At 66.1% G+C, this 24,572-nt stretch carries 26 protein-coding genes; 20 read left to right on the top strand and 6 right to left on the bottom strand.

The genetic code is table 11. The features are described from left to right. Nucleotides 1-29 precede the first annotated feature (29 nt). Both U5809_RS26595 and U5809_RS26600 read right to left on the bottom strand, forming a co-directional pair. Complete coding sequence (locus tag U5809_RS26595) at nucleotides 30-1,037, bottom strand: HpcH/HpaI aldolase/citrate lyase family protein (protein ID WP_322088699.1); 1,008 nt, start codon at nucleotides 1,035-1,037, stop codon at nucleotides 30-32. Nucleotides 1,038-1,224: 187 nt separating this feature from the next. Beyond that, entirely contained in the window at nucleotides 1,225-2,211 is a 987-nt protein-coding gene (locus U5809_RS26600; RefSeq protein ID WP_175841728.1) for a malate dehydrogenase, read from the bottom strand. Between the two features lie 288 nt (nucleotides 2,212-2,499). Here U5809_RS26600 and U5809_RS26605 point away from each other — a divergent pair, with 288 nt between their 5' ends. The 7 genes from U5809_RS26605 (at nucleotide 2,500) to gltA (ending at nucleotide 8,437) form a co-directional block, all read left to right on the top strand. After that, nucleotides 2,500-3,324, top strand: a complete 825-nt coding sequence (locus U5809_RS26605) for a GntR family transcriptional regulator (protein WP_081051930.1) — start codon at nucleotides 2,500-2,502, stop codon at nucleotides 3,322-3,324. A 168-nt stretch (nucleotides 3,325-3,492) separates the two neighbouring features. Continuing rightward, nucleotides 3,493-3,909 carry a succinate dehydrogenase, cytochrome b556 subunit gene (gene sdhC, locus U5809_RS26610; RefSeq protein ID WP_034185792.1) on the top strand — a complete coding sequence of 139 codons (417 nt, stop codon included), beginning with the start codon at nucleotides 3,493-3,495 and terminating at the stop codon, nucleotides 3,907-3,909. A gap of 4 nt (nucleotides 3,910-3,913) precedes the next feature. Beyond that, nucleotides 3,914-4,282 carry a succinate dehydrogenase, hydrophobic membrane anchor protein gene (sdhD, locus tag U5809_RS26615; RefSeq protein WP_174911332.1) on the top strand — a complete coding sequence of 123 codons (369 nt, stop codon included), beginning with the start codon at nucleotides 3,914-3,916 and terminating at the stop codon, nucleotides 4,280-4,282. Nucleotides 4,283-4,285: 3 nt separating this feature from the next. Then, nucleotides 4,286-6,061, top strand: coding sequence for a succinate dehydrogenase flavoprotein subunit (gene sdhA, locus U5809_RS26620; protein ID WP_322088700.1), 1,776 nt, complete (start codon nucleotides 4,286-4,288; stop codon nucleotides 6,059-6,061). Nucleotides 6,062-6,082: 21 nt separating this feature from the next. Then, nucleotides 6,083-6,784 (top strand): succinate dehydrogenase iron-sulfur subunit, encoded by a 702-nt coding sequence (locus tag U5809_RS26625; RefSeq protein WP_006479352.1) that lies wholly within the window; start codon nucleotides 6,083-6,085, stop codon nucleotides 6,782-6,784. Between the two features lie 12 nt (nucleotides 6,785-6,796). Further along, nucleotides 6,797-7,069 (top strand): succinate dehydrogenase assembly factor 2, encoded by a 273-nt coding sequence (locus tag U5809_RS26630; protein WP_011355742.1) that lies wholly within the window; start codon nucleotides 6,797-6,799, stop codon nucleotides 7,067-7,069. Nucleotides 7,070-7,135: 66 nt separating this feature from the next. Then, complete coding sequence (gene gltA, locus U5809_RS26635) at nucleotides 7,136-8,437, top strand: citrate synthase (protein ID WP_176045940.1); 1,302 nt, start codon at nucleotides 7,136-7,138, stop codon at nucleotides 8,435-8,437. Nucleotides 8,438-8,528: 91 nt separating this feature from the next. Here gltA and U5809_RS26640 read toward each other — a convergent pair whose 3' ends face one another. Beyond that, entirely contained in the window at nucleotides 8,529-9,494 is a 966-nt protein-coding gene (locus U5809_RS26640; RefSeq protein WP_322088701.1) for an AraC family transcriptional regulator, read from the bottom strand. Nucleotides 9,495-9,566: 72 nt separating this feature from the next. Here U5809_RS26640 and U5809_RS26645 point away from each other — a divergent pair, with 72 nt between their 5' ends. The 5 genes from U5809_RS26645 (at nucleotide 9,567) to U5809_RS26665 (ending at nucleotide 14,483) form a co-directional block, all read left to right on the top strand. Continuing rightward, complete coding sequence (locus U5809_RS26645; protein ID WP_322088702.1) at nucleotides 9,567-9,956, top strand: VOC family protein; 390 nt, start codon at nucleotides 9,567-9,569, stop codon at nucleotides 9,954-9,956. 110 nt (nucleotides 9,957-10,066) lie between these two features. Beyond that, nucleotides 10,067-11,317 carry a DUF1479 domain-containing protein gene (locus U5809_RS26650; RefSeq protein WP_322088703.1) on the top strand — a complete coding sequence of 417 codons (1,251 nt, stop codon included), beginning with the start codon at nucleotides 10,067-10,069 and terminating at the stop codon, nucleotides 11,315-11,317. 209 nt (nucleotides 11,318-11,526) lie between these two features. Next, complete coding sequence (locus tag U5809_RS26655) at nucleotides 11,527-12,285, top strand: dimethylarginine dimethylaminohydrolase family protein (RefSeq protein WP_322088704.1); 759 nt, start codon at nucleotides 11,527-11,529, stop codon at nucleotides 12,283-12,285. A gap of 98 nt (nucleotides 12,286-12,383) precedes the next feature. Continuing rightward, a complete protein-coding gene (locus tag U5809_RS26660; RefSeq protein ID WP_021158710.1) occupies nucleotides 12,384-12,848 on the top strand; it encodes an Lrp/AsnC family transcriptional regulator in 465 nt (154 codons plus the stop codon). A 102-nt stretch (nucleotides 12,849-12,950) separates the two neighbouring features. Continuing rightward, the gene (locus U5809_RS26665; protein ID WP_322088705.1) at nucleotides 12,951-14,483 is read left to right on the top strand and encodes an amino acid permease; all 1,533 of its coding nucleotides are present in this window, start codon (nucleotides 12,951-12,953) and stop codon (nucleotides 14,481-14,483) included. Between the two features lie 105 nt (nucleotides 14,484-14,588). Here U5809_RS26665 and U5809_RS26670 read toward each other — a convergent pair whose 3' ends face one another. Further along, complete coding sequence (locus tag U5809_RS26670; RefSeq protein ID WP_322088706.1) at nucleotides 14,589-15,503, bottom strand: LysR family transcriptional regulator; 915 nt, start codon at nucleotides 15,501-15,503, stop codon at nucleotides 14,589-14,591. A gap of 186 nt (nucleotides 15,504-15,689) precedes the next feature. Between U5809_RS26670 and U5809_RS26675 the strand changes: the two genes are divergently transcribed. Together U5809_RS26675 and U5809_RS26680 are read left to right on the top strand one after the other, a co-directional pair. Then, nucleotides 15,690-17,075, top strand: coding sequence for an MFS transporter (locus U5809_RS26675; RefSeq protein WP_322088707.1), 1,386 nt, complete (start codon nucleotides 15,690-15,692; stop codon nucleotides 17,073-17,075). 15 nt (nucleotides 17,076-17,090) lie between these two features. Next, on the top strand, nucleotides 17,091-17,495 hold the full coding sequence (locus U5809_RS26680; RefSeq protein WP_322088708.1) for a DUF4440 domain-containing protein: 405 nt from the start codon (nucleotides 17,091-17,093) through the stop codon (nucleotides 17,493-17,495). A 15-nt stretch (nucleotides 17,496-17,510) separates the two neighbouring features. Here the strand turns inward: U5809_RS26680 and U5809_RS26685 are convergent, their stop codons facing one another. Beyond that, entirely contained in the window at nucleotides 17,511-18,236 is a 726-nt protein-coding gene (locus U5809_RS26685) for a glutathione S-transferase (RefSeq protein WP_322088709.1), read from the bottom strand. Between the two features lie 121 nt (nucleotides 18,237-18,357). Then, the gene (locus tag U5809_RS26690) at nucleotides 18,358-18,678 is read right to left on the bottom strand and encodes a cupin domain-containing protein (protein ID WP_322088710.1); all 321 of its coding nucleotides are present in this window, start codon (nucleotides 18,676-18,678) and stop codon (nucleotides 18,358-18,360) included. 365 nt (nucleotides 18,679-19,043) lie between these two features. Here U5809_RS26690 and U5809_RS26695 point away from each other — a divergent pair, with 365 nt between their 5' ends. From U5809_RS26695 to leuB, 6 genes are all read left to right on the top strand, one after another. Further along, nucleotides 19,044-19,865, top strand: coding sequence for a hypothetical protein (locus tag U5809_RS26695; protein ID WP_322088711.1), 822 nt, complete (start codon nucleotides 19,044-19,046; stop codon nucleotides 19,863-19,865). Between the two features lie 32 nt (nucleotides 19,866-19,897). Then, nucleotides 19,898-20,656: a Tat pathway signal protein gene (locus U5809_RS26700; protein ID WP_322088712.1), complete on the top strand. Its 759-nt coding sequence runs from the start codon at nucleotides 19,898-19,900 to the stop codon at nucleotides 20,654-20,656. 236 nt (nucleotides 20,657-20,892) lie between these two features. Further along, nucleotides 20,893-22,302, top strand: coding sequence for a 3-isopropylmalate dehydratase large subunit (gene leuC, locus U5809_RS26705; protein WP_282510881.1), 1,410 nt, complete (start codon nucleotides 20,893-20,895; stop codon nucleotides 22,300-22,302). 3 nt (nucleotides 22,303-22,305) lie between these two features. Further along, the gene (locus U5809_RS26710; RefSeq protein WP_282510878.1) at nucleotides 22,306-22,452 is read left to right on the top strand and encodes an entericidin A/B family lipoprotein; all 147 of its coding nucleotides are present in this window, start codon (nucleotides 22,306-22,308) and stop codon (nucleotides 22,450-22,452) included. Between the two features lie 68 nt (nucleotides 22,453-22,520). Beyond that, complete coding sequence (leuD, locus tag U5809_RS26715) at nucleotides 22,521-23,171, top strand: 3-isopropylmalate dehydratase small subunit (protein ID WP_175841754.1); 651 nt, start codon at nucleotides 22,521-22,523, stop codon at nucleotides 23,169-23,171. 77 nt (nucleotides 23,172-23,248) lie between these two features. Next, nucleotides 23,249-24,316: a 3-isopropylmalate dehydrogenase gene (gene leuB, locus U5809_RS26720; protein ID WP_282510873.1), complete on the top strand. Its 1,068-nt coding sequence runs from the start codon at nucleotides 23,249-23,251 to the stop codon at nucleotides 24,314-24,316. The last annotated feature ends 256 nt before the right edge of the window (nucleotides 24,317-24,572 follow it).

Raw genomic sequence — 24,572 nt, forward strand, 5'->3', positions numbered from 1 at the left:
TATCTGGCGTATCGGCCGGCGGCGCGCGCTTACGGTGCGGTGCCTGCGGCGGCCGGGCCGAACAGCGGCGCGGCCTCGGCCGGTACGGGCTGGCCGGTGGCGCGCGCGCGGCGCAGCACCGACCAGTAATAGCGATAACTCGCGCGATCGTGCAGCGTATCACCGTGGCGCGTCGGGCCCCAGTCGGCGGCCTGCGCGGCCAGCAGGATCTCGGCGGCCAGCGCGACCTCGTCGGTGCGCGGTGCGAACGCGTCGACGATCGGGCGGATCTGCGCGGGATGGATGCTCCACATGCGCGTGAACGCGAATTCGTCGCGCGCGCGGCGCGCATCGCCGGCCACGACGCTCATGTCGCGCACTTCGGTCGTCACGTTGTGCGACGGCGTCTTGCCGTGCGCGTGGCAGGCCGCGGCGATTTCCAGCTTCGCGCGGCGCACGAGCGGGTGTTCGAACTGGCCGGGCGAGCGCATCGCGGAATCGGGAATCGCGCCATGGTGCGCGGAGACGAAATCCATCAGCCCGAAGCTCAGCGTGCCGACCGTCGGCAGCGCGGCGAGGGCGGCGGCCTGCGCGAGCGCGCCGTGCGTCTCGACCAGCACGTCGACCGGGATCGGCTGCGCGATGCCGAGCTCGCGGCGCGCGCCTTCGATGAACGCGGTCATTTCGGCGGCGTCGGCCGCGTTCGCGATCTTCGGGAGCGTGATGTAGGCCGGTGCGCGCGCGGCGCGCAGCACGATGCGGACGTCGTCGCGCCAGTGCGGGTGGGAAAAGTCGTGGATCCGGACGCCGACGCGGCCGAAGCGGTTCTCGTCGCTGCCGAGCAGGTCGGCGACGAGGGCCGCATGCGCGGCTTCCTGGCCGACGGCCGCGCCGTCCTCGCAGTCGAACGTGATGTCGAATACGGGACCCAGTTCGGCTTGCAGCGCGAGCGATTTGCGCATCAGCTTTTCGCTGCCCGCGTAATGATCGCAGCAGGGCAGGATCGCGGGCGGGGACGCCCCGTCGTACAGCACTTGTGCAGGAGTGAGCGCGGCCATCTCTTCGACGTCAGGGGAGCGTGTCAGCGTGGAGAAAATCGGATTCGGGCAGGTTCTGGGCCGGTGCGCGGCGGGCGCGGGGCGGCAAAACGTGCGCGAATCGGATCGTTCGGCGGGGCCGGCGGCTGGCGCCGGCCCGGGCCGGAACCGGGTGGCCCGAGGGCCGCCCGGCAAGGGCGCGTGATGCTTAGTTCTTCAGCAGGTGGGCGACGCCATCGCGCTCTTCGAGCAGCTCGGCCAGCGTGCCGTCCATCTTCTCGCGCGAGAACGCGTCGATTTCCAGGCCTTCGATGCGCTTGTATTCGCCGTTTTCGCAAACGACCGGCACACCGTAGATGATGTCTTCGGGGATGCCGTACGAGCCGTCCGACGGGATGCCCATCGTGACCCACTTGCCGTTCGTGCCGAGCACCCAGTCACGGACGTGGTCGATCGCAGCGTTGGCTGCCGACGCTGCCGACGACAGGCCGCGCGCTTCGATGATCGCCGCGCCGCGCTTGCCGACGGTCGGGATGAACGTGTCGCGGTTCCACACGTCGTCGTTGATCAGCTTCAGCATCGATTCGCCTTCGGCGGTCGCGAAGCGGAAGTCCGGGTACATCGTCGGCGAGTGGTTGCCCCACACGGCGAGCTTCTCGATCGACGCGACCGGCTTGCCCGACTTCGCGGCGAGTTGCGACAGCGCGCGGTTGTGGTCGAGGCGCAGCATGGCCGTGAAGTTCTTCTTCGGCAGATCCGGCGCCGACTTCATCGCGATGTAGGCGTTCGTGTTCGCCGGGTTGCCGACGACCAGCACCTTCACGTCGCGGCTGGCGACTTCGTTCAGTGCAGCGCCCTGAACCGTGAAGATTTCAGCGTTTGCCGACAGCAGGTCCTTGCGCTCCATGCCCTTCGAGCGCGGACGTGCGCCAACCAGCAGCGCGACGTCTGCATCCTTGAATGCAACCTTGGGATCGTCGGTGATCACGACGCCCGCGAGCAGCGGGAACGCGCAATCGTCGAGTTCCATCACGACGCCTTTGACGGCGCCTTGGGCTTGCGGGAGGTCGAGCAGTTGCAGGATGACCGGCTGATCCTTGCCGAGCAGGTCGCCGTTCGCGATGCGGAACAGCAGGGAGTAAGCGATTTGACCTGCGGCGCCGGTGACGGCAACGCGCTTTGCGGGCTTAGCCATTGAAAATCTCCAGGACGGGTGAAGCGTTGGACGCTAGCGAAAACGCCATTCTATGCGCGTTGTGCGTAGCGTTGCATTGAAGCAGGGCGGAGGACTCGCGATGGCAGACGCGGTGAACCTGGAGACGGCCGTGGCACGTAGCCGGGGACGCGCTGTTGCACCCGCGAACCCTTGCTCGACCGGGAGTGTAGGAGCCGTCCGGCTCAAAGTCAAACGGTATCATATGTCTTATATAAGACAGATGTTTTGCGGAAATTGAGTGGACTTAAAAGTCCGGTTTGTGATGAAATGCGCGCCATGACATCGAACCAGGCGAATACCGCGAATCAGACCGGCGCAGGCAGCCCAGGGCAGCCGGGCGCGGGCGATCCCGCACCTTCGCCTGCGGCGCCGCCGTCGCCGACGTTCAGCCCGTTATACCAGCAGATTAAGTCATTGATCACGCAAAGTCTCGAAACCGGTGAATGGAAGCCCGGCGAGATCATCCCGAGCGAAGTGGAGCTCGCGGCCCGCTACAAGGTCAGCCAGGGCACCGTTCGCAAGGCGATCGACGAACTGGCCGCCGAAAACCTCGTGGTCCGGCGGCAGGGCAAGGGTACTTTTGTTGCAACGCACAACGAGGATCGCGCGCAATTCCGCTTCCTGCGTCTGCTGGCCGACGACGGTGCCGAACACCCGCACGTGAGCCGCCTGCTCGAATGCCGCCGCCTGCGTGCGCCGGCCGAGATCGCGCGGCAGCTCGACCTGAAGCCGGCCGATCCGGTCGTGCAGGTGCGCCGCCTGCTGGAGTTCGAGAACGAAGTGACGGTGCTCGACGAGATCTGGCTGCCGGGCGCGATGTTCCGCGGGTTGACGTTCGAGCGGCTGAGCGAGTACAAGGGGCCGCTCTACGCGATGTTCGAGACGGAGTTCGGCACGCGGATGATCCGCGCGACGGAGAAGATCCGCGCGGTCGCGGCCGAGCCGTCGGTGGCCGACCTGCTGCATGTGCCCGCGGGTTTTCCGTTGCTGTCGGTCGAGCGTGTGTCCTATACATACGGAGACCGGCCGGTGGAAGTGCGTCGCGGCTGGTATGTCACAACCGGGTACTACTATCAGAATGACTTGAGTTGAGCAGTTTCGGCTCAGGCCGAGTGCTTCGCGATTCCCACGCTCGCGAAGCATGTTTCGGGCCGCCTTTGTTCTTGTTCGCGCAACTATCCAGAGCAGACTTTCGCTGCAGCGCGATATAAAAAGGCGCTAAAATCGCGGATTAGTGTGACAACATAGTAGGGGTCTAGCATGACTGATGCAGTAAGAAAGCCGAGGCCGGAATACCGGAACATCGGATTCGGCGATATCACGATGAAATATCGCATGCCGCTGGCAGCGATATTGTCGATTCTCCACCGAGTCAGCGGCGCGCTGCTGTTCTTGTTCCTGCCGTTCCTGCTGTTCCTCTTCGACCAGAGCCTGACGTCCGAGCTCAGCTTCGAAGTCTTCAAGGCTTTCCTCTCCAACATCATCGTCAAGCTGATCGTCCTCGCACTGTCGTGGGCCTTCTTCCACCATTTCTGCGCCGGCATTCGCCACCTGCTGATGGACGTCAACCACGACGCCGTCACGAAGGAAGGCGGCAAGCGGACGGCAGTCGTCGTCTTTGTCGTCTCGATCGCCCTGACGATCGCCATGGCACTCAAACTGTTCGGAGCATTCTAAGAAAATGGCAGCCAATAACCGAATCGGCTCGAAGCGCCTCGTCGTCGGCGCTCACTACGGCCTGCGCGACTGGCTTGCGCAGCGCATCACCGCCACGATCATGGCAGTCTACACGGTCATCCTGCTCGCCCTGTTCTTCGGCGCGCACGATTTCTCGTACGAAGGCTGGGCATCGATCTTCGCCGCGCAATGGATGAAGCTCGCAACCTTCGTGATGCTGCTTTCCCTCTTCTACCACGCATGGGTCGGCGTGCGCGACATCTGGATGGACTACGTGAAGCCCGTCGGTGTGCGCCTGCTGCTGCAATCGCTGACCATCGTCTGGCTGCTCGCATGTGCGGGCTACGCCGCGCAGATTCTCTGGAGAGTGTAAAGAATGGCTGCAATCAAATCCAACCTCCCGCGCCGCAAGTTCGACGTGGTGATCGTCGGCGCGGGCGGCTCCGGCTTGCGCGCGGCGCTGCAACTGTCGCGTGCGGGCCTGTCGGTCGGCGTGCTGTCGAAGGTGTTCCCGACGCGTTCGCACACGGTGGCCGCGCAGGGCGGTATCGGTGCATCGCTCGGCAACATGAGCGAAGACAACTGGCACTTCCACTTCTACGACACGATCAAGGGCTCCGACTGGCTCGGCGACCAGGACGCGATCGAATTCATGTGCCGTGAAGCGCCGAACGTCGTGTACGAACTCGAGCACTTCGGCATGCCGTTCGACCGTAACGCGGACGGCACGATCTACCAGCGTCCGTTCGGCGGCCACACCGCGAACTACGGCGAGAAGCCGGTCCAGCGCGCTTGCGCGGCCGCCGACCGTACCGGTCACGCGCTGCTGCACACGCTGTACCAGCAGAACGTCGAAGCGAAGACGCAGTTCTTCGTCGAATGGATGGCGCTCGACCTGATCCGCGATGCGGACGGCGACGTGCTCGGCGTGACGGCCCTCGAGATGGAGACGGGCGACGTCTACATCATGGAAGGCAAGACGACGCTGTTCGCGACGGGCGGCGCAGGCCGGATCTTCGCGGCATCGACCAACGCGTTCATCAACACCGGCGACGGCCTCGGCATGGCTGCGCGCTCGGGCATCGCGCTGCAGGACATGGAGTTCTGGCAGTTCCACCCGACCGGCGTGGCCGGCGCGGGCGTGCTGATCACCGAAGGCGTGCGCGGCGAAGGCGGTATCCTGCGCAACGCGAACGGCGAGCGTTTCATGGAGCGCTACGCGCCGACGCTGAAGGATCTGGCGCCGCGTGACTTCGTGTCGCGTTCGATGGACCAGGAAATCAAGGAAGGTCGCGGCGTCGGTCCGAACAAGGATCACGTGCTGCTCGACCTGTCGCACATCGGCGCCGAGACGATCATGAAGCGTCTGCCGTCGATCCGCGAAATCGCGCTGAAGTTCGCGAACGTCGACGCGATCAAGGAACCGATCCCGGTCGTCCCGACGATCCACTACCAGATGGGCGGCATCCCGACCAACATCCATGGTCAGGTCGTCGGCACGTCGCGCGATCACAAGGAGCCGGTCAACGGTTTCTACGCAGTGGGCGAATGCTCGTGCGTGTCCGTGCACGGCGCGAACCGCCTCGGCACGAACTCGCTGCTGGACCTCGTGGTGTTCGGCCGTGCGGCCGGCAACCACATCGTCGAGCACGTGAAGAACCAGAAGGAACACAAGCCGCTGCCGGCCGACGCAGGCGAATACTCGCTGGCGCGCCTGGCGAAGCTCGACAAGTCGACCTCGGGCGAATACACGCAGGACGTCGCGAACGACATCCGCGCGACGATGCAGAAGCACGCAGGCGTGTTCCGCACGTCGGCACTGCTGAAGGAAGGCGTCGACCAGATGGCCGGCCTGGCAGCGCGCGTGGAAAACATCCACCTGAAGGACAAGTCGAAGGTGTTCAACACCGCGCGCGTCGAAGCGCTCGAGCTGGAGAACCTGATCGAAGTGGCTCGCGCCACGATGGTGTCGGCGGAAGCACGCAAGGAAAGCCGTGGCGCGCACGCTCACAGCGACTACGAACACCGTGACGACGAGAACTGGCTGCGCCACACGCTGTGGTACAGCGAGGGCGATCGCCTCGACTACAAGCCGGTTCAAATGAAGCCGCTGACGGTCGAATCCGTGCCGCCGAAGCCGCGCACGTTCTAAGCCGAGTCAAAGGAATCCGAAATGGCAAAACGCATTTTTGAAGTCTACCGCTACGATCCGGACAAGGACGCAGCGCCGCGCATGCAGACGTACGAGCTCGAGATCCAGCATGAGCGCATGCTGCTCGACGCACTGGTGAAGCTGAAGGCACTGGACGAGACGCTGTCGTTCCGCCGTTCGTGCCGTGAAGGCGTGTGCGGTTCGGACGCGATGAACATCAACGGCAAGAACGGTCTCGCGTGCCTGACGAACCTGAACGACCTGCCGCAGAAGATCGTGCTGCGTCCGCTGCCGGGCCTGCCCGTCGTGCGCGACCTGATCGTCGACATGACGCACTTCTTCAACCAGTACCACTCGATCAAGCCGTACCTGATCAACGACGCGCCGCCGCCGGAGAAGGAACGCCTCCAGTCGCCGGAAGAGCGCGACGAGCTCGACGGCGTGTACGAGTGCATTCTGTGCGCGAGCTGCTCGACGTCGTGCCCGAGCTTCTGGTGGAACCCGGACAAGTTCGTCGGCCCGGCCGGCCTGCTGCAGGCTTACCGCTTCATCGCGGACAGCCGCGACACGGCCACCGGCGAGCGTCTCGACAACCTGGAAGACCCGTACCGTCTGTTCCGTTGCCACACGATCATGAACTGCGTCGACGTTTGCCCGAAGGGCCTGAACCCGACGAAGGCGATCGGCAAGATCAAGGAACTGATGGTCCGCCGCGCGGTTTAAGGCCGGGTTGCAATGAGCGACGATTCGCATCAATCCGACCCGCACCGCCGCGCGCGCCTTCGCTGGCGCGCGCGGCGGGGTCTGCTGGAAAACGACATCATCTTCGAGCGTTTCTTCAGCAGATACGAGCATGACCTCACCGATGCAGACGTAGGCGCGTTGTCGCGCCTGCTCGATCTGAGCGACAACGACCTGATGGACTTGCTCCTCGCGCGCAAGGAACCAGAAGGCGACCTAGACAGCCCGGACATTCACCGGCTGTTGGAGATGCTGCGCAACGTGTAACGCCAATGTGTGACACGTTGTGCCCGTTATCGAATCCCGTTTCTTTATTTCGATTGAGGATGTGCCATGACTCCGTCTGATGTTAAAGCCACGCTATCGTTCAGCGACAACTCGCCGAGCGTCGAACTGCCGATTTACAAGGGCACGATGGGCCCGGACGTAATCGACATCCGCAAGCTGTACGGCCAGACCGGCAAGTTCACGTACGACCCGGGCTTCATGTCGACGGCAGCTTGTAATTCGGCGATCACGTACATCGACGGCGACAAGGGCGAGCTGCTGTACCGCGGCTACCCGATCGACAACCTCGCGCAAAACGCGGACTTCCTCGAAAGCTGCTACCTGCTGCTGAAGGGCGAGCTGCCGAACGAAGCGCAGAAGAAGGAATTCGTCGACACCGTCACGAAGCACACGATGGTGCACGAGCAGATGCACTTCTTCTTCCGTGGCTTCCGCCGCGACGCGCACCCGATGGCGATCCTGGTCGCCGCAGTCGGCGCGCTGTCCGCGTTCTACCACGACTCGCTCGACATCAACGATCCGCGTCACCGTGAAGTGTCGGCGATCCGCATGATCGCGAAGCTGCCGACGCTCGTCGCGATGGCGTACAAGTACAGCATCGGCCAGCCGTTCGTGTATCCGAAGAACTCGCTGTCGTACAGCGCGAACTTCATGCACATGATGTTCTCGAACCCGTGCGAAGAGTACAAGGTCAACGACGTGCTCGTCCGCGCACTCGACCGCATCCTGATCCTGCACGCCGACCACGAGCAGAACGCATCGACGTCGACGGTCCGCCTGGCCGGCTCGTCCGGCGCGAACCCGTTCGCATGTATCGCGGCCGGTATCGCGTGTCTGTGGGGCCCGGCGCACGGTGGTGCGAACGAAGCCGCGCTGAACATGCTCGAGCAGATCGGTTCGCCGGACAACATCCCCGAATTCATCAAGCAGGTGAAGGACAAGAATTCGGGCGTGAAGCTGATGGGCTTCGGCCATCGCGTGTACAAGAACTACGATCCGCGCGCGAAGCTGATGCGCGAAACGTGCTACGAAGTGCTGAACGAGCTGGGCCTGCACGACGACCCGCTGTTCAAGCTCGCGATGCAGCTCGAGAAGATCGCGCTGGAAGACGAATACTTCGTGTCGCGCAAGCTGTACCCGAACGTCGACTTCTACTCGGGCATCGTCCAGCGCGCGCTGGGCATCCCGACGTCGATGTTCACGTGTATCTTCGCGATGGCACGTACGGTCGGCTGGATCGCACAGTGGAACGAAATGATCGGCGATCCGGAGCAGAAGATCGGCCGTCCGCGTCAGCTGTTCATCGGCGATACGCCGCGCGAAGCGAAGCCGATCAGCGCACGTTAAGTCGTGTGCCGCGCGAACGGCCGGCAGGCCGGTCGCGTCGGGCAAAACGCAACGCCAAGACACCCCGACGGGTCCGCCCGTCGGGGTGTTTTCATTGGTGCGCCGGATCGGTGCGGCGCTCCAGCGATGGCGGGCGTGTGTCGAGTGCCGGCGCTTCGTTGTCGGGCGCGTGGCCGTGCCGCAGAAAGAACTGCCGGTATGCGTTGGGCGTCATCCCGCGCGCGGCGAGGAACTGGCGGTTGAAGTTCGCGGTATTCGGAATGCCGCAGCGCGCGGCCGCCGTCGCGATCGGCCAGTCGGTACCGACGAGATGACGGCACGCGTGCGCAAGCCGCAGCCGCTGCACGTAGCGCCCGACGCTTTCGCCGAGATGCCGGACGAACAGGCGCTGCAGCGTGCGTTCGGACAGGTGCGCGGCAGCGGCGAGCGCGTCGATGCGCAGCGGCTCGTGAAAGTGCCGGTCGATCGCGTCGAGCACGCGGTCGAGGCGTTCGGCTTCGGGCGCGGCTGTGTCGACGGCCGGCGCCGTGCCGTCGGGCCGGTCGTACGCATGCGCGGTGGCGAGCGGCTCGCCACCGGCTTGCGCGAGATCGGCGAGCGTGTCGAGCGTGGCCGCGAGCCGTGTGCGCGGCGACGGATCGAGCAGCTGCGGCAGTCGGGCGCGCATCGCACGGGCGGCTTCCACGTCGAAACGCAGGCCCGGCGCCGCGCGTCGCAGCAGCGAGCGCAGCGGCGCGTATTCGGGGCAGCAATCTGCCAGCCGCCGTACCCAGTCGCCGTCGAACCAGACGACGAGCGCGACTTCGGGCGCCTCGCGATCGATTCGCGCGTTCGACGACCACGTATGCGGCAGGTTGGGCGGCACGAGCACGAGGTCATCGTCCGCGTAGCGCGAGACGTGATCGCCGATGAAGCGCTGGCCGCAACTGTTGAGCGTCAGCGTCAGTTCGTACTCGGGATGGCGATGCCACTCGAACGGGATGCGCGCGAGCTGGCGGCGATACACGCGGATCGAACAGCCGGGCGCGAACGTCACGTGCTCGTACTGCGGTTTCATCGCAGCCTCCGGGTGAGGGCGGGCACCGCGCCGTGGCATGATCGAGAGCATTCGTCACGACGGAGCGATGCGATGTTTTCACATGTCTGCGTGGGCGTCAGCGATACCGCACGCGCCTACGATTTCTACGCGCCGCTGTTCGCGGAACTCGGGCTGCGCCTGAAATTCCGCGAGCCGGACGGCTGGTCGGGCTGGATGCCGGCCGACACGGATCGGCCGCTGTTCTTCTTCGGCCAGCCGCTCGACGGTCGCGCGCCCGCACCGGGCAATGGCCACACGATCGCGTTCGCTGCGCCGACCCGCGCGCATGTCGATCGCTGCCACGCGCTTGCGCTGCGGCATGGCGGCACCTGCGAAGGGCCGCCGGGCCTGCGGCCGGACTATCACCGCGACTACTACGGCGCCTATTTTCGCGATCCGGACGGCAACAAGCTCTGCGTGGTCTGTCATCGCCCGGCGTAACGTGCATTTGTCAGGATTGTATCGATAGTTGGCCGGATAGGGGTGATGGCGGGCGCGTGCCGGCCGTACGCTGACAGCACATCACGACACGCTTCAGCGAGGAGACCCCGATGCAACTGACGATTGACGATCTGCCGGCCGCGATCCGCGCGGCGAAACGGGTGCTGCGCGCCGACCTGCCCGGTTATGCGGCGTCGTTCCGCGAGCTGGAGGGCGACATCGCGCGGCAGGTCGATGCGATCCGCCGTGCGCACGCGCACGGCGATGACGTGATTCCGATCGTGCCGTTCGCGGATATCGCGGGCGGAGCCGTCGATCCCCGCGCGATTGCCGCGATTCGTACGCATGGCGCGGTCGTGATTCGCGGCGTGTTCGATGCACGGCAGGCGAGCGACTGGAACGACGAGATCGGCGCGTATCTGGACGCGAACCGCTTCGCCGACCGGTTGAATGCGCGCGCGGAAGACCGCTATTTCGGCAATCTCGCATCGGGCAAGCCGCAGATCTACGGCGTCTACTGGTCGAGGCCGCAGGTGGCCGCGCGCCAGTCGCCGGCGCTGACACAGGCGCGCGTGTTCCTGAACTGCCTGTGGCGGCATGCGGATGCCGCACGCATGCATTTCGATCCCGACCAGGTGCCGGCCTATGCGGACCGGATTCGCCGCCGGCCGCCCGGTTCGTCGTCGCTGGGGCTGTCGCCGCACGTGGACGGCGGCTCCGTCGAGCGCTGGCTCGGCGCGAACTTCCGGCAGGTCTACCGTCACGTGCTGGCCGGGCGCTGGCTCGACTACGATCCGTTCGATGCCGCGTTCCGTCCCGACGTGGAGGAGATTCCGTCGCCGGCCGTCTGCTCGATGTTCCGCACGTTCCAGGGCTGGACCGCGCTGACGCCGCAGGGGCCCGGCGACGGCACGCTGCAATTGATCCCGGTCGCGAACGCGATGGCCTACGTCGTGCTGCGCGCGCTGCAGGACGATGTCGACGACGACGATCTGTGCGGCGCGCGTCCCGGCCGTGCGCTGTCGATCCGGCCCGAATGGCATGCGCTGCTGCTCGACGCGCTGGTGCCGATACCGCACATGGAGCCCGGCGACGCGGTGTTCTGGCACGGCGACGTCGTGCACGCGGTCGAGGATGCGCATCGCGGCAGCGGCGACAGCAACGTGATGTACATCGCCGCGGCACCGGGCTGCGCGAAGAACGACGCGTACCTGCAGCGCCAGCGGTCCGCGTTCCTGCGCGGCGAGAGCCCGCCCGATTTCCCGGCCGACCATTTCGAGGTCGAATTCGACGGGCGCGGCGGGGAGGGCGATCTGACGGCGCTGGGCCGCGCGCAGATGGGGTTCGGGCCCGGCGCGTAACGGCCGCGCCGCGTGAGCGGGCGGCCGTTCGCGATGCGGCGAACGACCGTTTGCCGAATCCGCTGCGTGCCGCGCGCAATTCGACGCAATCGGCTGTCAGCGGAGTCGAAATCGACACGAATTGCGCAATTTGGCTTCCGATAATGGTCCGGACACAGCGCCGCCGGCCCTTGCGCCGCAAGGGTGCGGCGCAGATCATGGAGGAGTCGATGCAATTCACGCAAGCGATCGTTCGCCGTCCCGCGCCGTCCTGCGGCGCGGGCCTGACCACCGCCGAACTCGGCGCGCCCGATTACGACAAGACGCTCACGCAATTCCACGCATACTGCGACGCGCTGCGCACGCTCGGCGTCGAGCTGACCGAACTGCCGCCGCTGGACGCGTTCCCCGATTCGCACTTCGTCGAGGACACCGCGGTCGTGACGCCGGAATTCGCGGTGATCACGCGACCGGGCGCACCTGCGCGGCGCGGCGAGACGGTGCATATCGAAGCGGCGCTCGCCGCACATCGCGACCTGCTGCCGATGCAGGACGGCCGCCTCGACGGCGGCGACGTGATGCAGGTCGGCAAGCGCTTCTACATCGGCCTGACGGGCCGCACCGATGCCGAAGGCATTGCCGCGTTCGAATCGCTGGTGTCGCGCTACGGCTACTCGGTCGTCGCGGTGCCGGTCGGCGCCGGCCTGCACCTGAAGTCGGTCGTCAACGCGCTCGGCGACGACACGTTGCTCGTGACCGAAGCGCTGGCCGCGCATCCGGCGTTCGCCGACTATCGCCGGATCGCGATCTCGGCCGCCGACGAATACGCGGGCAATACGCTGCGCGTGAACGGCACGCTGATCACGCCGGCCGGCTATCCGCGCGTCCATGACGCGATCGCATCGCTCGGCATGCCGCTGCACGTGATCGACACCAGCGAGTTCCGCAAGATGGACGGCGGCCTGACCTGCCTGTCGCTGCGGTTCTAGCCGATTGGCGCGCGGCCGCTTCGGCCGGATAATGTGGCCCCCGCGCGGACAAGGCGACGTTCCGCGCACCAGCCACGATCCGACCGGAGCGAACGCGGATGACCGACAAGAAGATGCAGCTCGACAAGATCGATCTCCGGATCCTCGATATCCTGCGTACCGACGGGCGGATTTCCTACCGGAAGCTGTCCGAGCTCGTGAACCTCACGCCGCGGCCCTGCCAGGCGCGCGTGGAGCGGCTCGAGGCGCTCGGCGTGATCGAAGGCTACCGGGCGGTGATCAAGGCGCCGCGCGCGACCAAGCCGATCGTCGTGATCGCGCAGATCGTGCTGGCCGACCACGGGCGTTCGCAGGCGCCGTTCGAGGACGAAATGCGCGCAAATCCGGCCGTGCTCGATTGCTGGCTCGTCAGCGGCACGTTCGATTTTCTCGTGCGGCTCGCGTGCGAGGATCTCGACGAGTACCGGCGGATCGCGAACGTGTGGCTGGAAAGCCCGCGGTTCCGAATCGAGAAGATCGTGACCACGGCCGAACTGCAGGCGATCAAGCGCAGCGTCGTGTGATGCGGCCGGCCGGGCAGGGCCGGTTTCGAGGCGAATGACCAGGCTGGTCGATTTGGAATCCGAATCAAATCGGCTGACCCGAATCCAATCAGGGTGAACACTATGGATGCTATGCAAGCGGCAGTGGAGACGGCCGCGCCGTCCGGGACGACGCTCAAGCGCCGTCTGCAGGGCCGTCACATCGCGATGATCGCGATCGGCGGATCGATCGGCACGGGGCTGTTCGTCGCGTCGGGCGCCTCGGTCGCACAGGCGGGGCCGGGCGGGGCGATCGCCGCGTATATCGCGATCGGGCTGATGGTGTACTTCGTCGTCACGGGCCTCGGCGAGATGGCCGCATTGATGCCGGTATCGGGTTCGTTTGCGACCTACGGCGAGAAGTACGTCGACGAAGGTTTCGGCGTCGCGCTCGGCTGGACCTACTGGTACAGCTGGGCCGTGACGATCGCGATCGAGCTGGTCGCCGCGCAGATCGTGATGCGCTACTGGTTTCCGACCGTGCCCGGCATCTGGTGGGGCGCGGGCTTCCTCGTGCTGATCTTCCTGCTCAATACGCTGTCGGTGCGCGGCTTCGGGGAATCGGAATACTGGTTCTCGCTGATCAAGGTCGTCACCGTGGTCGCGTTCATCGCGGCCGGGCTGTTGATCGCCGCCGGTCTGATCGGCACCGGGCATCCGGTCGGCTTGCGCAACTTCACGACGGGCGACGCGCCGTTCGTCGGCGGCGTGCACGCGATGATGAGCGTCGCGCTGATCGCAGGCTTCTCGTTTCTCGGCACCGAGCTGGTCGGGATCACGGCCGGCGAATCGGAGAATCCGCGCAAGACGATCCCGCGCGCGGTGAAGCAGATCTTCTGGCGGATCATGCTGTTCTACGTGTTCGCGATCTTCGTGATCGGCCTGCTCGTGCCGTACACCGACCCGAACCTGCTGAAGAGCGACGTGACCGACATCGGCGTGAGCCCGTTCACGCTGGTGTTCAGCCACGCGGGCTTCCCGCTCGCCGCCGGTGCGATGAATCTGGTGATCCTGACGGCCGTGCTGTCGGCCGGCAATTCCGGCACCTATGCGGCGACGCGGATGTTGTACAACCTGGCAGCGGAAGGGCGCGTGCCGGCGATGTTCGCGACGCTGTCGCCGGGCGGTGTGCCGCGCAACGCGCTGTACGCGACGATGGCCGTCGGCGGGCTGTGCTTCCTCACGTCGCTGACCAACAACCAGAGCATCTATCTGTGGCTGCTGAATACGGTCGGCATCACGGGCTTCATCGCGTGGCTCGGCATCGCGGTGTGCCATTACCGGTTCCGCAAGGGCTTCCTGAAGCAGGGCTACCGGCTCGACCAGCTGCCGTACCGCGCGAAATGGTTTCCGTTCGGGCCGCTGTTCGCGATCGCGATCTGCATCGTGATCTCGCTCGGGCAGGACTACCAGGCGTTCTTCGCGGCGCGCATCGACTGGATGGAAGTGTTGTCGATCTACGTGTGGATTCCGCTGTTCGTCGCGATCTGGTGGGCGTACCGCCGTGCGCACAAGAGCCGGCTCGTGCGCTACGAGGAGATGGACATCGGGCCGTGGCTGACGCGTTCGGTCGAGGCAGTCGATGCGACGGCCTCGCAGCACGGGCACCCGCACTGACTGCGCGGCACTGAAAGCGCGGCAACCGAAGCCGGTCGTGTCGTACGGCCGGCTTTGCCGCGGCGGCCCGCGCGCAGCGACGCGCGCAAACCGCGCAAACCGCGCTCAGTGCACGTGCTGCAATTGCTCCTTCATGAAGTCCACCCACGCGCGCACTTTCTGCGGCACGTGCCGCGTCGCGACGTACAGCGCGTAGACGTTCTGCTGCGGAAACCGGAAGGCGGGCAGCGCATCGACCAGTGCGCCACTGTCGAGATCGTCGCGCACGAGCCATTCGGGCAGCAGCGCAACGCCGCTGCCCTGGCGCGCGAGTTCACGCAACACCGATGCATTGTCGACGACGACGCGAGGCTTCGTGGCCGGTCGAAACGCATGTTGGTTGCCCGCGCGATCGGTGAGCGTCCATTCGGCGATCCGCTCGAGCCGGCTGTGACCGAGCTGCGGCAGGCGGGCGAGGTCGCCGGGCGACACCGGTTGCGGGAGCCCGGCCTTCGCCGGCAGGTCGGGCGCCATCACGGCGAGCACGTCGTAGGTAGCAAGGCAGGCGCCGCGATAGGGCAGGTCGCGAAAGTGCTCGTGGCGTCCGAGCCGGATCGCGACGTCGAAGCGGTCGCGCACGAGATCGGCCTGCGACGTGTGCGTTTCGAGCCGCACGCGTAACGCGGGATGCTGCGCGGTGAACGCATGCAGCATCGGTGCGAGGACGCGCGCCGCATACTCGACCGTCGACGTCACGCGCAGGATGCCCTGCATCCCGCCATGCTCGCCACGCACCTCGTCGATCGCACCTTCGGCTTCTTCGAGCACGCGCAGGCAGCGCTGGTAGAAACGCTCGCCTGCGTCGGTCAGCTCGACACGCCGGGTCGTCCGCGTGAGCAGCGTGACGCCGAGCTCGGCTTCGAGCTGCTTCACGTTGAAGCTGACGGCCGCCCGCGCCTGGTTCAGCGCGGTTGCGGCGGCCGTGAACGAACCGGCTTCGACCACGGCACGGAATACGGCAAAACGATCGAGGCTCACCATGGTTGGGGCGTGGGTCCTGTCTATGCGTTGGATCGCTCGAAGGGTACCCGAATGTGCGTCCGGGTGCGGCGTCGTCGCGGCGTGATCCGATTGTCAAAAAATTTCGACGGGACCCGTCGAATCCGGCCGCTTACCGATGTCCGCGCCGGCTTCTACACTGCGGCGTTTCGTGATGTTCCCGCCGCCATGTCAGACCGTTCCAGAATCGCCGCCGTCTACCTGCTCGGCTTCGCGATCGACCTCGCGAACATGTTCATGCTGAACGCCGCGTATCCGGCGCTGCAGCGCGAACTGCACGCGTTGGTCGCGCAGCTTGCGTGGGTCGGCAACATGTATGTGCTCGGCCTGACCGTCGTGATTCCGTTCGGCACATGGCTCGCGCGCCGCTGCGGAGAGCGGCGCGTGTTCGCCGCATCGTTGCTGCTGTTCGGGTTCGGCAGTGCCGGCGTCGGCGCGTCGCCGTCGATCGAGGCGCTGCTCGCGTGGCGGCTGGTCCAGGGGCTCGGCGGCGGGCTGCTGATTCCGGTCGGGCAGACGATGGCCTATCGCGCGTATCCGCCGCAGGCGCGGGCGCGGCTCACGTCGATCGTGATGATGGTCGCGCTGCTCGTGCCCGCGGTCTCGCCTGCGATCGGCGGGGCAATCGTCGATCGCGGGTCGTGGCGCGCGATCTTCTTCGCGATGTTGCCGATCGCGGCCGCGACCTGCGCGCTCTCGTTCGCCTGGTTGCCGCGCGACGGCGTGCGCGACCGGCCGCCGCGACTCGACTGGCCGGGGCTCGGCCTGAGCGCGGCCACGCTCGTCGCGCTGCTGCTCGGGTTGACCGCGGCGGGGCAGCCCGGCGGCGCGGGTTTCACGGTCGCGATGCTGGCCGTCGCGGTCGTGACAGGCGCCGGCTATGCGGCGCATGCGCGTCGTGCCAGGTCGCCCGTCGTCGACCTGCGCCTGCTCGCACAACCGTTGCTGCGGGCCGGCGTGGTGGTCTATCTGTGCGTGCCGGGCATCTTTACAGGCGTCAACCTCGTCGCGTCGCTCTACCTGCAGAACGCGCTCGGATTGAGCGCTGCGCATGTCGGTGCGCTGATGCTGCCGTGGGCGATCGCGGCGTTCTTCGCGATCGCGACCACGCGCCGCTGCTTCGCACGCCACGGCGCGAAGCCGTTGTTCGCATACGGCATCGCGATCGATTGCGTTGGCATCGCACTGCTCGCGACGCCGTGGGCCGGCGTCGAAGCCGTGCGCATCGCGGCATTCGCGGCGATGGGGTTCGGCGCGAGCCTGTGCACGAGCACGTCGCAAAGCGCGGCGTTCGTCGACGTGCCCGCCGACCGGATGGGCGACGCGAGCGCGCTGTGGAACATCAACCGCCAGTTGAGCTTTTGCGTCGGCGTGGCCGTGCTCGGCAGCGCACTCAATGCGTTGCTGGCGTTCGACGCGGGCGGTCCGTCGCTCGCGCCGTACCGTTGGTGCTTCGGGCTGGCGGTCCTGCTGACCTTGCTGCCGCTCGGCCTGATCGCACGGCTTCCCGCACATCATGCGCCGCTCGCGCAACCCGCTTCATCCCACTCGTGAGAACCTGAGAGCCTTATGAATTTGCCGAACCCGTATTTCAAGGAAGTCGTCGATACCGTTGCCGACATCGCGTGCTGGTTGTCCGGCTGTGCCGGCCCCGAGCGGCTCGCGACGCTGATGGCGCGTTTCTCGCCGGAATTTTCGATGATCACGATGTCGGGCACGGTGCTCGATTACGCGGGCGTCGATGCGCTGTTTTCACACGGTCACGGCGCGCGTCCCGGGCTGGTGATCGATATCGACGAGTTGCGCGCGCATGCCGTGTGGGCCGATGGCGCGACGATCGGCTATCGCGAGGCGCAGACCGACGCGCAAGGGCGACGCACGATGCGGCGCTCGACGGTCGTGTTCCGGCGCGAGGCGGATGGCTTGATCGTGTGGCGCCATCTGCATGAGACTGCGGTCGCTGCGCAAGCGTGATCGGTCACCGCACCGCTAGGTGTCCAGCTCCGGATAGTGGCGGAAAATCCCCATGTCGTTGAACGGGATGCGGCGCGCCGACACGAGATAGCGCGCGACGGGCGGGTGCTGCGCGACGCGATCATGCAGTGCGACGAGCGCCGCGACTTTCCGCTCCGCGCGCTTCATCGCCTTCGGAAACGCATAGCGCAGGCCTTCGAGCAACTGGAACATCGACAGGTCCGCGTAGCTGAGCGCGGTGCCCGCGAGATAGCCGCTGTCATGCGGATTCTGTCCGAGCACGCGATCAAAGTAGCCGAGGAATTTCGGCAGCCGGTTCTCTAGGAAATCGGCTGCACGCTCGGCGGCTTCCGCCTTCTGGTCCTCGTAATACAGGCCGCTGGCGATCGGGTGATGCGTGTCGTGGATCTCGGTGACGAAATCGGCGACAGTCAGCTGGAGCTGGTGCACCCACAGCCGGCCGGCTTCGTCGTCGGGTGCGAGCCCGAGCCGCGCGCCGAGAAACAGCAGGATGTTCGCCGTCTGCCCGACGACCACGTCGCCCGCCTTCAGGAACGGCGGCGCGAACGGCACGCATTCGGCCTTCGTGCTGTCCATCATGCGCATCATCGCCGCCACGCCCATCCCGCGCCCCGATTCGCGCGCGACATCGACATAGTCGGCTTCGGCTGCCTCGAGCGCGAGCCGCACGTACTCGCCACGGCCCTGGATCTCGGGCCAGTAATAGAGTTCATATCGCATGCTGCCTTCCTGTTCGTTGAACCGGATGCCGTCGGCATCGTGACGACCGGGCGGCCGCGCGCCGCCCGTTGCGAATAGACAGTCTAGGCGATCGCGGGAAAAGCGCCGCGCGCATCATGCGTCACGCGCGTTCGCCGCCTTCCGGGCCGTAGAAGAACACCCAGGTCGAGAAATCGTCGGAGAAGCCGACGAAGCGATGCGCCGCGAATGCGGGGACGAACAGCGTGTCGCCGGCCGCGACGTCGCATTCGCGCCCGTCGACGACGAAGCGCGACGTTCCGGTGGCAATCACGTAGATCTCGTCGCGCGTGTGTGGCGTTTGCATGTCCTCGACGCGCGGCCGGTACAGCTCGACGTCGAGCGTGCCGTGGCGAAACAATGTCGTGAACAGCGTGCCTTCGTCGTCGAGGCGCGCGAGCGATTCGTTCAGGCCGAGCTTCATCGTGGTGGGCTCCGGGTCCGGATCGTGGGGACGTGTATTGCGCCATCGTAGCGCGGGTGGCGATACGTCGAAACCCCGTGCCGGTCGCGAGCGTGCCACCGGCGAAACAAATGGGCGATTCGCTCACCGCATGTGAAACTAGATCGCCCGCCGGCGAAACGACGCGGCAATCGAACGGATTCGACCGGTGTTTTCACCGCAATTTAACCAACGCCGCCTAGGATCGCGCTTCGTCGATCGGTGGCGCGCCGCGATTCCGGTTCACGCGAACTCGCCCGATTGCCTTTCCCCTTGAACCTGCGAATGCCATTGACCCTGCCTGTCGCCAGGCGCGGTTGTCATTCGCATTACTGCGTATCGTGCTCATGAGTCAGCATTCCCCCGCTTCGTCCCGAAGAAAATTCCTCGCCGCCGCGCCAGCCGTCGCGGCGTCTTCACTGCTGAGCGCATGCGGTGGCGACGACGTCACGTCGGCGCCGATCACCGACAGCGCGCTCGCCGCGCAGATGTCCGCGAAGCTGAACGCGCAGCTCGGCGATGCGGCGGTCGTCAACGCGATCGTCCCGGCGATGACCGATGTCGGCTTCACGTGGGACCTGCCGACGGTGCCGGCCGCGCAGATCGGCGCGATCGTCGCGTACAGCTTCGGCAATCGTCCGAACGCGGCGAGCGGCAACACGTCGAGCACCGGCGGCAACCAGTCGGCGCTGCCCGATCCGGGGCCCGTGAACGAAGCGCTCGCGGACGCCGTGTACCGCATCCGTCAACTGAAGCCCGTCAAGGTCTATGCGCAGTGGGAAATCGCGCGTTTCCTCGTGTCGAAATACGGAATGGGCGCCGACGTGCTGTCGTCGGTCGAACCGGTGATCGCGACCGACGGTTCGATCGTGTACCTGAGCACCGCAGGCGTCGCGGCCGTGGCCGTGTCGCGGGCGGGCGGGGCGGCGGCGATGGGCGCCGTCGCGGTGGTTGGCCACCGCGATCACGCGAAGCGCTGCATCCAGACGTCGCAGCAGGCGGGCATGAAGGCGGCTGCCGTTGCCGAGGTAGCGCTGCCGACGACGTACGACCCGCAGTCGGGCCAGCCGTGGACGCGCAACCGCAGCCTCTACCTCGTGCACGACATGTATGCGCAGATGCTGACGCGCGCGGTGACCGCAACGATGCAGGCCTTCCCGAAGGGCTGACGCCTTCCGCTTCCCATACGACTCTCATGACCATGAATACCCGTCGCCATTTCCTGGCTTCCACCTCCGTCCTTGCCGCGGCGTGCGCGGCCGCCACGCCCGTGTTCGCGAGCGACGCGCCTGCCAGCGATGCAGAACTGCAGCGCCAGATGCTCGGCAAGCTGACGAACGAGCTGAACGATCGCGCGACCGCCACCGACGAAACCGGCTATCTGCTCGACACGTTCTTCTCGTGGACGCCGCCGACCGTCGCAGTGGCTTCCATCAATACGATCGCCGCGTTCAGTTTCGGCAACCGCGCCGGGGCATCGGCCGCAGCACCCGTACCGGGCCCCGTCAACGAGGCGATTGCGGACGCCGTGTTCCAGCTTCGGCAGAAGGTCGCGGCGCCGATCTTCGCGCAGCAGGACATCGCCAGCGTGCTCGCGTCGAAATACGGTCTGACGGCCGGCGTGACGTCGATTGCGACACCTGCGCTGGCGGCCGGCAGCCCGATACCGACCCCTGACGGCGTCGTCGCCGCAATCGTCAAGCAGGCCGGCTCGGCCGCGGCGCTCGGCAAGGTCGGCGTCGTCACGCATGCGGATCAGGCTTCGCTCGCCGTGCGCGCGTCGAATACGGCGGGGATGCAGGCGGCGGTGCCGGCAGGCTTCGCGCTGCCGTCGCTCTACGACGCGTCCGCGCAGATGGCGGCCATGCGGCGGCGCGACCTCTACCTGCTGAGCAACGCCGGCATGCAGCTCGCGATGCTGCGGCTCGACCTGATCAACCGCGAGTACCCGAACGGCTGACGCCGCCGGCCGCGGGGCGCGGCGCGAGATCCGGGCGACGCGTCCGCGCGATCGTCGTCCGCCCCGGATCGAGCGTGCCCCGTTTTGCCGGGTAATGCCGATACAGGTATTGCGACTACCAGCCAAACCACTGTTTTTAATGGGTTTTTTCGTATCCGGCCTGCGCCGGGACGCGTGCTGCGTGGCATAATCGACCACATCCGCAAGGCTTGTAGTCACAACGACCCCGCATACCCATGGCACAGACTCTCTACGACAAACTGTGGAACACCCACGTGGTCCACGCCGAGGAAGACGGCACGACCCTGCTCTATATCGACCGTCAGCTGCTGCACGAAGTCACGAGCCCGCAGGCGTTCGAAGGGCTGAAGATGGCGCAGCGTCCGGTGTGGCGCATCAGCGCGAACCTCGCCGTGTCCGACCACAACGTGCCGACCACGGACCGCAGCCACGGCATCGCCGATCCCGTCTCGAAGCTGCAGGTCGACACGCTCGACGCGAACTGCGATGCGTTCGGCATCACGCAGTTCAAGATGAACGACGTGCGCCAGGGCATCGTCCACATCATCGGGCCGGAACAGGGCGCGACGCTGCCGGGCATGACGATCGTGTGCGGCGATTCGCACACGTCGACGCACGGCGCGTTCGGCGCGCTCGCACACGGCATCGGTACGTCGGAAGTCGAGCACGTGCTCGCGACGCAAACCCTGCTGCAGAAGAAGAGCAAGAACATGCTCGTGAAGGTCGAGGGCACGCTGCCGCGCGGCTGTACCGCGAAGGACATCGTGCTCGCGATCATCGGCAAGATCGGCACGGCAGGCGGCACGGGCTACGCGATCGAATTCGGCGGCTCGACGATCCGCGCGCTCACGATGGAAGGCCGCATGACGGTCTGCAACATGGCGATCGAAGCCGGCGCGCGTGCGGGCATGGTCGCGGTCGACGATACGACGGTCGATTACCTGAAGGGTCGCCCGTTCGTGCCGACCGGCGCGGAATGGGATCAGGCCGTCGAATACTGGCGCCAGTTCAAGTCGGACGACGGCGCGCAGTTCGACCGTGTGGTCGAGCTGAATGCAGCCGAGATCGTCCCGCAGGTCACGTGGGGCACGTCGCCGGAAATGGTCACGTCGATCGACGGTCGCGTGCCCGATCCCGAGCGCGAGAAGGATCCGGTCAAGCGCGACGCGATGGAGCGCGCGCTGGCGTACATGGCGCTCGAGCCGAACACGCCGATCGAATCGATCAAGGTCGACAAGATCTTCATCGGCTCGTGCACGAACGCGCGAATCGAAGATATCCGCGCGGCCGCGTATGTCGTGAAGAAACTGAACCGTCGTGTCGCGTCGAACGTGCGGCTCGCGATGGTCGTGCCGGGCTCGGGCCTCGTGAAGGCGCAGGCCGAGCGCGAAGGGCTCGACAAGGTGTTCACCGATGCCGGCTTCGAATGGCGCGAGCCGGGCTGCTCGATGTGCCTCGCGATGAACGCCGACCGGCTCGATCCGGGCGAGCGCTGCGCGTCGACGTCGAACCGCAACTTCGAGGGCCGGCAGGGCGCGGGTGGTCGCACGCACCTCGTGAGCCCCGCGATGGCGGCAGCCGCGGCGATCGAAGGTCACTTCGTCGACATTCGCCAGCTGGGGTAACGCGTGACGACATCGAAGGTCATTGCGCGGCTGGTTGCCGCGCTGGCGCTGGCGGGGCTAGGGTTCGGCCTCGCGGGCTGCAATACCGTCCAGGGCTTCGGGCAGGACGTCAACGCCGCCGGCAGCGCGATCAAGCGCGCCGCGGAATGACGCGGCCCGCCGAGGATTTGTCGATGTGCGCCGGCTGAACGCCGGCCCTTCAACCGGATAGACGGATCATGGAAAAATTCACTGTACATACCGGCGTCGTGGCGCCGCTCGATCGCGAGAACGTCGACACCGACGCGATCATCCCGAAGCAGTTCCTGAAGTCGATCAAGCGCACGGGCTTCGGTCCGAATGCGTTCGACGAATGGCGTTACCTCGATCACGGCGAGCCGGGCCAGGACAACTCCAAGCGTCCGCTGAATCCCGACTTCGTGCTGAACCAGCCGCGCTACCAGGGCGCATCGGTGCTGATCGCCCGCAAGAACTTCGGCTGCGGCAGCTCGCGCGAGCACGCACCGTGGGCGCTGCAGCAGTACGGCTTCCGCGCGATCATCGCACCGAGCTTCGCGGACATCTTCTTCAACAACTGCTACAAGAACGGCTTGCTGCCGATCGTGCTGACCGAGCAGCAGGTCGATCACCTGTTCAACGAGACGGTTGCGTTCAACGGGTTTCAACTGACGATCGACCTCGACGCACAGGTCGTGCGTTCGGGCGACGGCCGCGAGTATCCGTTCGAGATCACCGCGTTCCGCAAGTACTGCCTGCTGAACGGCTTCGACGACATTGGCCTCACGCTGCGCCATGCGGACAAGATCCGCCAGTTCGAAGCCGAGCGGCTCGTGAAGCAGCCGTGGCTCAACACCAAGCTGGTCGGCTGATCGTGCCTTTCGGGCGGGCGCGCCAGCGGCGCGTTCGCCGGCCTGCCTCATAAAACCTACCCAGTCAGGAATTTCGCATGAAGATTGCAGTGCTGCCCGGCGACGGCATCGGTCCGGAAATCGTCAATGAAGCGGTGAAGGTGCTGAACGCACTCGACGAGAAGTTCGAACTCGAACAGGCGCCGGTCGGCGGCGCGGGCTACGAGGCGAGCGGTCATCCGCTGCCCGACGCGACGCTGAAGCTCGCGAAGGAAGCCGACGCGATCCTGTTCGGCGCGGTCGGCGACTGGAAGTACGACTCGCTCGAGCGCGCGCTGCGCCCCGAGCAGGCGATCCTCGGGCTGCGCAAGCATCTCGAGCTGTTCGCGAACTTCCGCCCGGCGATCTGCTATCCGCAACTCGTCGATGCATCGCCGCTTAAGGCCGAACTCGTCGCGGGCCTCGACATCCTGATCGTGCGCGAACTGAACGGCGACATCTATTTCGGCCAGCCGCGCGGCGTGCGTGCGGCGCCGGACGGCCCGTTCGCCGGCGAGCGCGAAGGCTTCGACACGATGCGCTATTCGGAACCGGAAGTGCGCCGCATTGCGCACGTCGCGTTCCAGGCGGCTCGCAAGCGCGCGAAGAAGCTGCTGTCGGTCGACAAGGCGAACGTGCTCGAAACGTCGCAGTTCTGGCGCGACATCATGATCGACGTGTCGAAGGAATACGCGGACGTCGAGCTGTCGCACATGTACGTCGACAACGCGGCGATGCAGCTCGCGAAGGCGCCGAAGCAGTTCGACGTGATCGTCACCGGCAACATGTTCGGCGACATCCTGTCGGATGAAGCGTCGATGCTGACGGGCTCGATCGGCATGCTGCCGTCGGCGTCGCTCGACAAGAACAACAAGGGCCTGTACGAACCGTCGCACGGTTCGGCGCCGGACATCGCGGGCAAGGGCATCGCGAACCCGCTCGCGACGATCCTGTCGGCCGCGATGATGCTGCGTTACTCGCTGAATCGTGCGGAGCAGGCCGATCGCATCGAGCGCGCGGTGAAAACGGTGCTCGAACAGGGTTACCGTACGGGCGACATCGCCACGCCGGGCTGCCAGCAGGTCGGCACGGCAGCGATGGGTGACGCGGTGGTCGCGGCGCTGTAACGCGATGCGGCACCGATAATGTAGAAAGGGCGCGAACGGGCCGCGAAAATCGGCCGGTTCGCCCACGGTTGGCCGTTGTGCGGGCCACCGGCTTTGTGTAGACTCGAACGATGGCGCTGATTTCCCTGATCTCCCCGGTCCTGAAACTCCACGGCAACACTGCCCGTGTGGGTGCGCGCGCCATCGTCATCACGAAAACGATCATTAAACGCTGATCGCCGTCGTGCCCGCCTGTTTCCCCGCGCGGTCACGCGGG

This window comes from Burkholderia sp. BCC1999 (genome assembly GCF_905339975.1).
GTDB lineage: Bacteria > Pseudomonadota > Gammaproteobacteria > Burkholderiales > Burkholderiaceae > Burkholderia.

Bases quoted from the DNA above. Each gene is read 5' to 3' on its own strand.
- U5809_RS26655 (WP_322088704.1), top strand. From the start codon at position 11,527: ATGCAATTCACGCAAGCGATCGTTCGCCGTCCCGCGCCGTCCTGCGGC.
- sdhC (WP_034185792.1), top strand. From the start codon at position 3,493: ATGACTGATGCAGTAAGAAAGCCGAGGCCGGAATACCGGAACATCGGA.
- U5809_RS26670 (WP_322088706.1), bottom strand. From the start codon at position 15,503: ATGGTGAGCCTCGATCGTTTTGCCGTATTCCGTGCCGTGGTCGAAGCC.
- U5809_RS26695 (WP_322088711.1), top strand. From the start codon at position 19,044: ATGAGTCAGCATTCCCCCGCTTCGTCCCGAAGAAAATTCCTCGCCGCC.
- U5809_RS26625 (WP_006479352.1), top strand. From the start codon at position 6,083: ATGGCAAAACGCATTTTTGAAGTCTACCGCTACGATCCGGACAAGGAC.
- U5809_RS26665 (WP_322088705.1), top strand. From the start codon at position 12,951: ATGGATGCTATGCAAGCGGCAGTGGAGACGGCCGCGCCGTCCGGGACG.
- U5809_RS26640 (WP_322088701.1), bottom strand. From the start codon at position 9,494: ATGAAACCGCAGTACGAGCACGTGACGTTCGCGCCCGGCTGTTCGATC.
- U5809_RS26650 (WP_322088703.1), top strand. From the start codon at position 10,067: ATGCAACTGACGATTGACGATCTGCCGGCCGCGATCCGCGCGGCGAAA.
- U5809_RS26680 (WP_322088708.1), top strand. From the start codon at position 17,091: ATGAATTTGCCGAACCCGTATTTCAAGGAAGTCGTCGATACCGTTGCC.
- U5809_RS26645 (WP_322088702.1), top strand. From the start codon at position 9,567: ATGTTTTCACATGTCTGCGTGGGCGTCAGCGATACCGCACGCGCCTAC.
- leuB (WP_282510873.1), top strand. From the start codon at position 23,249: ATGAAGATTGCAGTGCTGCCCGGCGACGGCATCGGTCCGGAAATCGTC.
- U5809_RS26605 (WP_081051930.1), top strand. From the start codon at position 2,500: ATGCGCGCCATGACATCGAACCAGGCGAATACCGCGAATCAGACCGGC.
- U5809_RS26685 (WP_322088709.1), bottom strand. From the start codon at position 18,236: ATGCGATATGAACTCTATTACTGGCCCGAGATCCAGGGCCGTGGCGAG.
- U5809_RS26660 (WP_021158710.1), top strand. From the start codon at position 12,384: ATGACCGACAAGAAGATGCAGCTCGACAAGATCGATCTCCGGATCCTC.
- U5809_RS26600 (WP_175841728.1), bottom strand. From the start codon at position 2,211: ATGGCTAAGCCCGCAAAGCGCGTTGCCGTCACCGGCGCCGCAGGTCAA.
- leuC (WP_282510881.1), top strand. From the start codon at position 20,893: ATGGCACAGACTCTCTACGACAAACTGTGGAACACCCACGTGGTCCAC.
- leuD (WP_175841754.1), top strand. From the start codon at position 22,521: ATGGAAAAATTCACTGTACATACCGGCGTCGTGGCGCCGCTCGATCGC.
- sdhD (WP_174911332.1), top strand. From the start codon at position 3,914: ATGGCAGCCAATAACCGAATCGGCTCGAAGCGCCTCGTCGTCGGCGCT.
- U5809_RS26700 (WP_322088712.1), top strand. From the start codon at position 19,898: ATGAATACCCGTCGCCATTTCCTGGCTTCCACCTCCGTCCTTGCCGCG.
- U5809_RS26630 (WP_011355742.1), top strand. From the start codon at position 6,797: ATGAGCGACGATTCGCATCAATCCGACCCGCACCGCCGCGCGCGCCTT.
- sdhA (WP_322088700.1), top strand. From the start codon at position 4,286: ATGGCTGCAATCAAATCCAACCTCCCGCGCCGCAAGTTCGACGTGGTG.
- U5809_RS26595 (WP_322088699.1), bottom strand. From the start codon at position 1,037: ATGGCCGCGCTCACTCCTGCACAAGTGCTGTACGACGGGGCGTCCCCG.
- gltA (WP_176045940.1), top strand. From the start codon at position 7,136: ATGACTCCGTCTGATGTTAAAGCCACGCTATCGTTCAGCGACAACTCG.
- U5809_RS26690 (WP_322088710.1), bottom strand. From the start codon at position 18,678: ATGAAGCTCGGCCTGAACGAATCGCTCGCGCGCCTCGACGACGAAGGC.
- U5809_RS26675 (WP_322088707.1), top strand. From the start codon at position 15,690: ATGTCAGACCGTTCCAGAATCGCCGCCGTCTACCTGCTCGGCTTCGCG.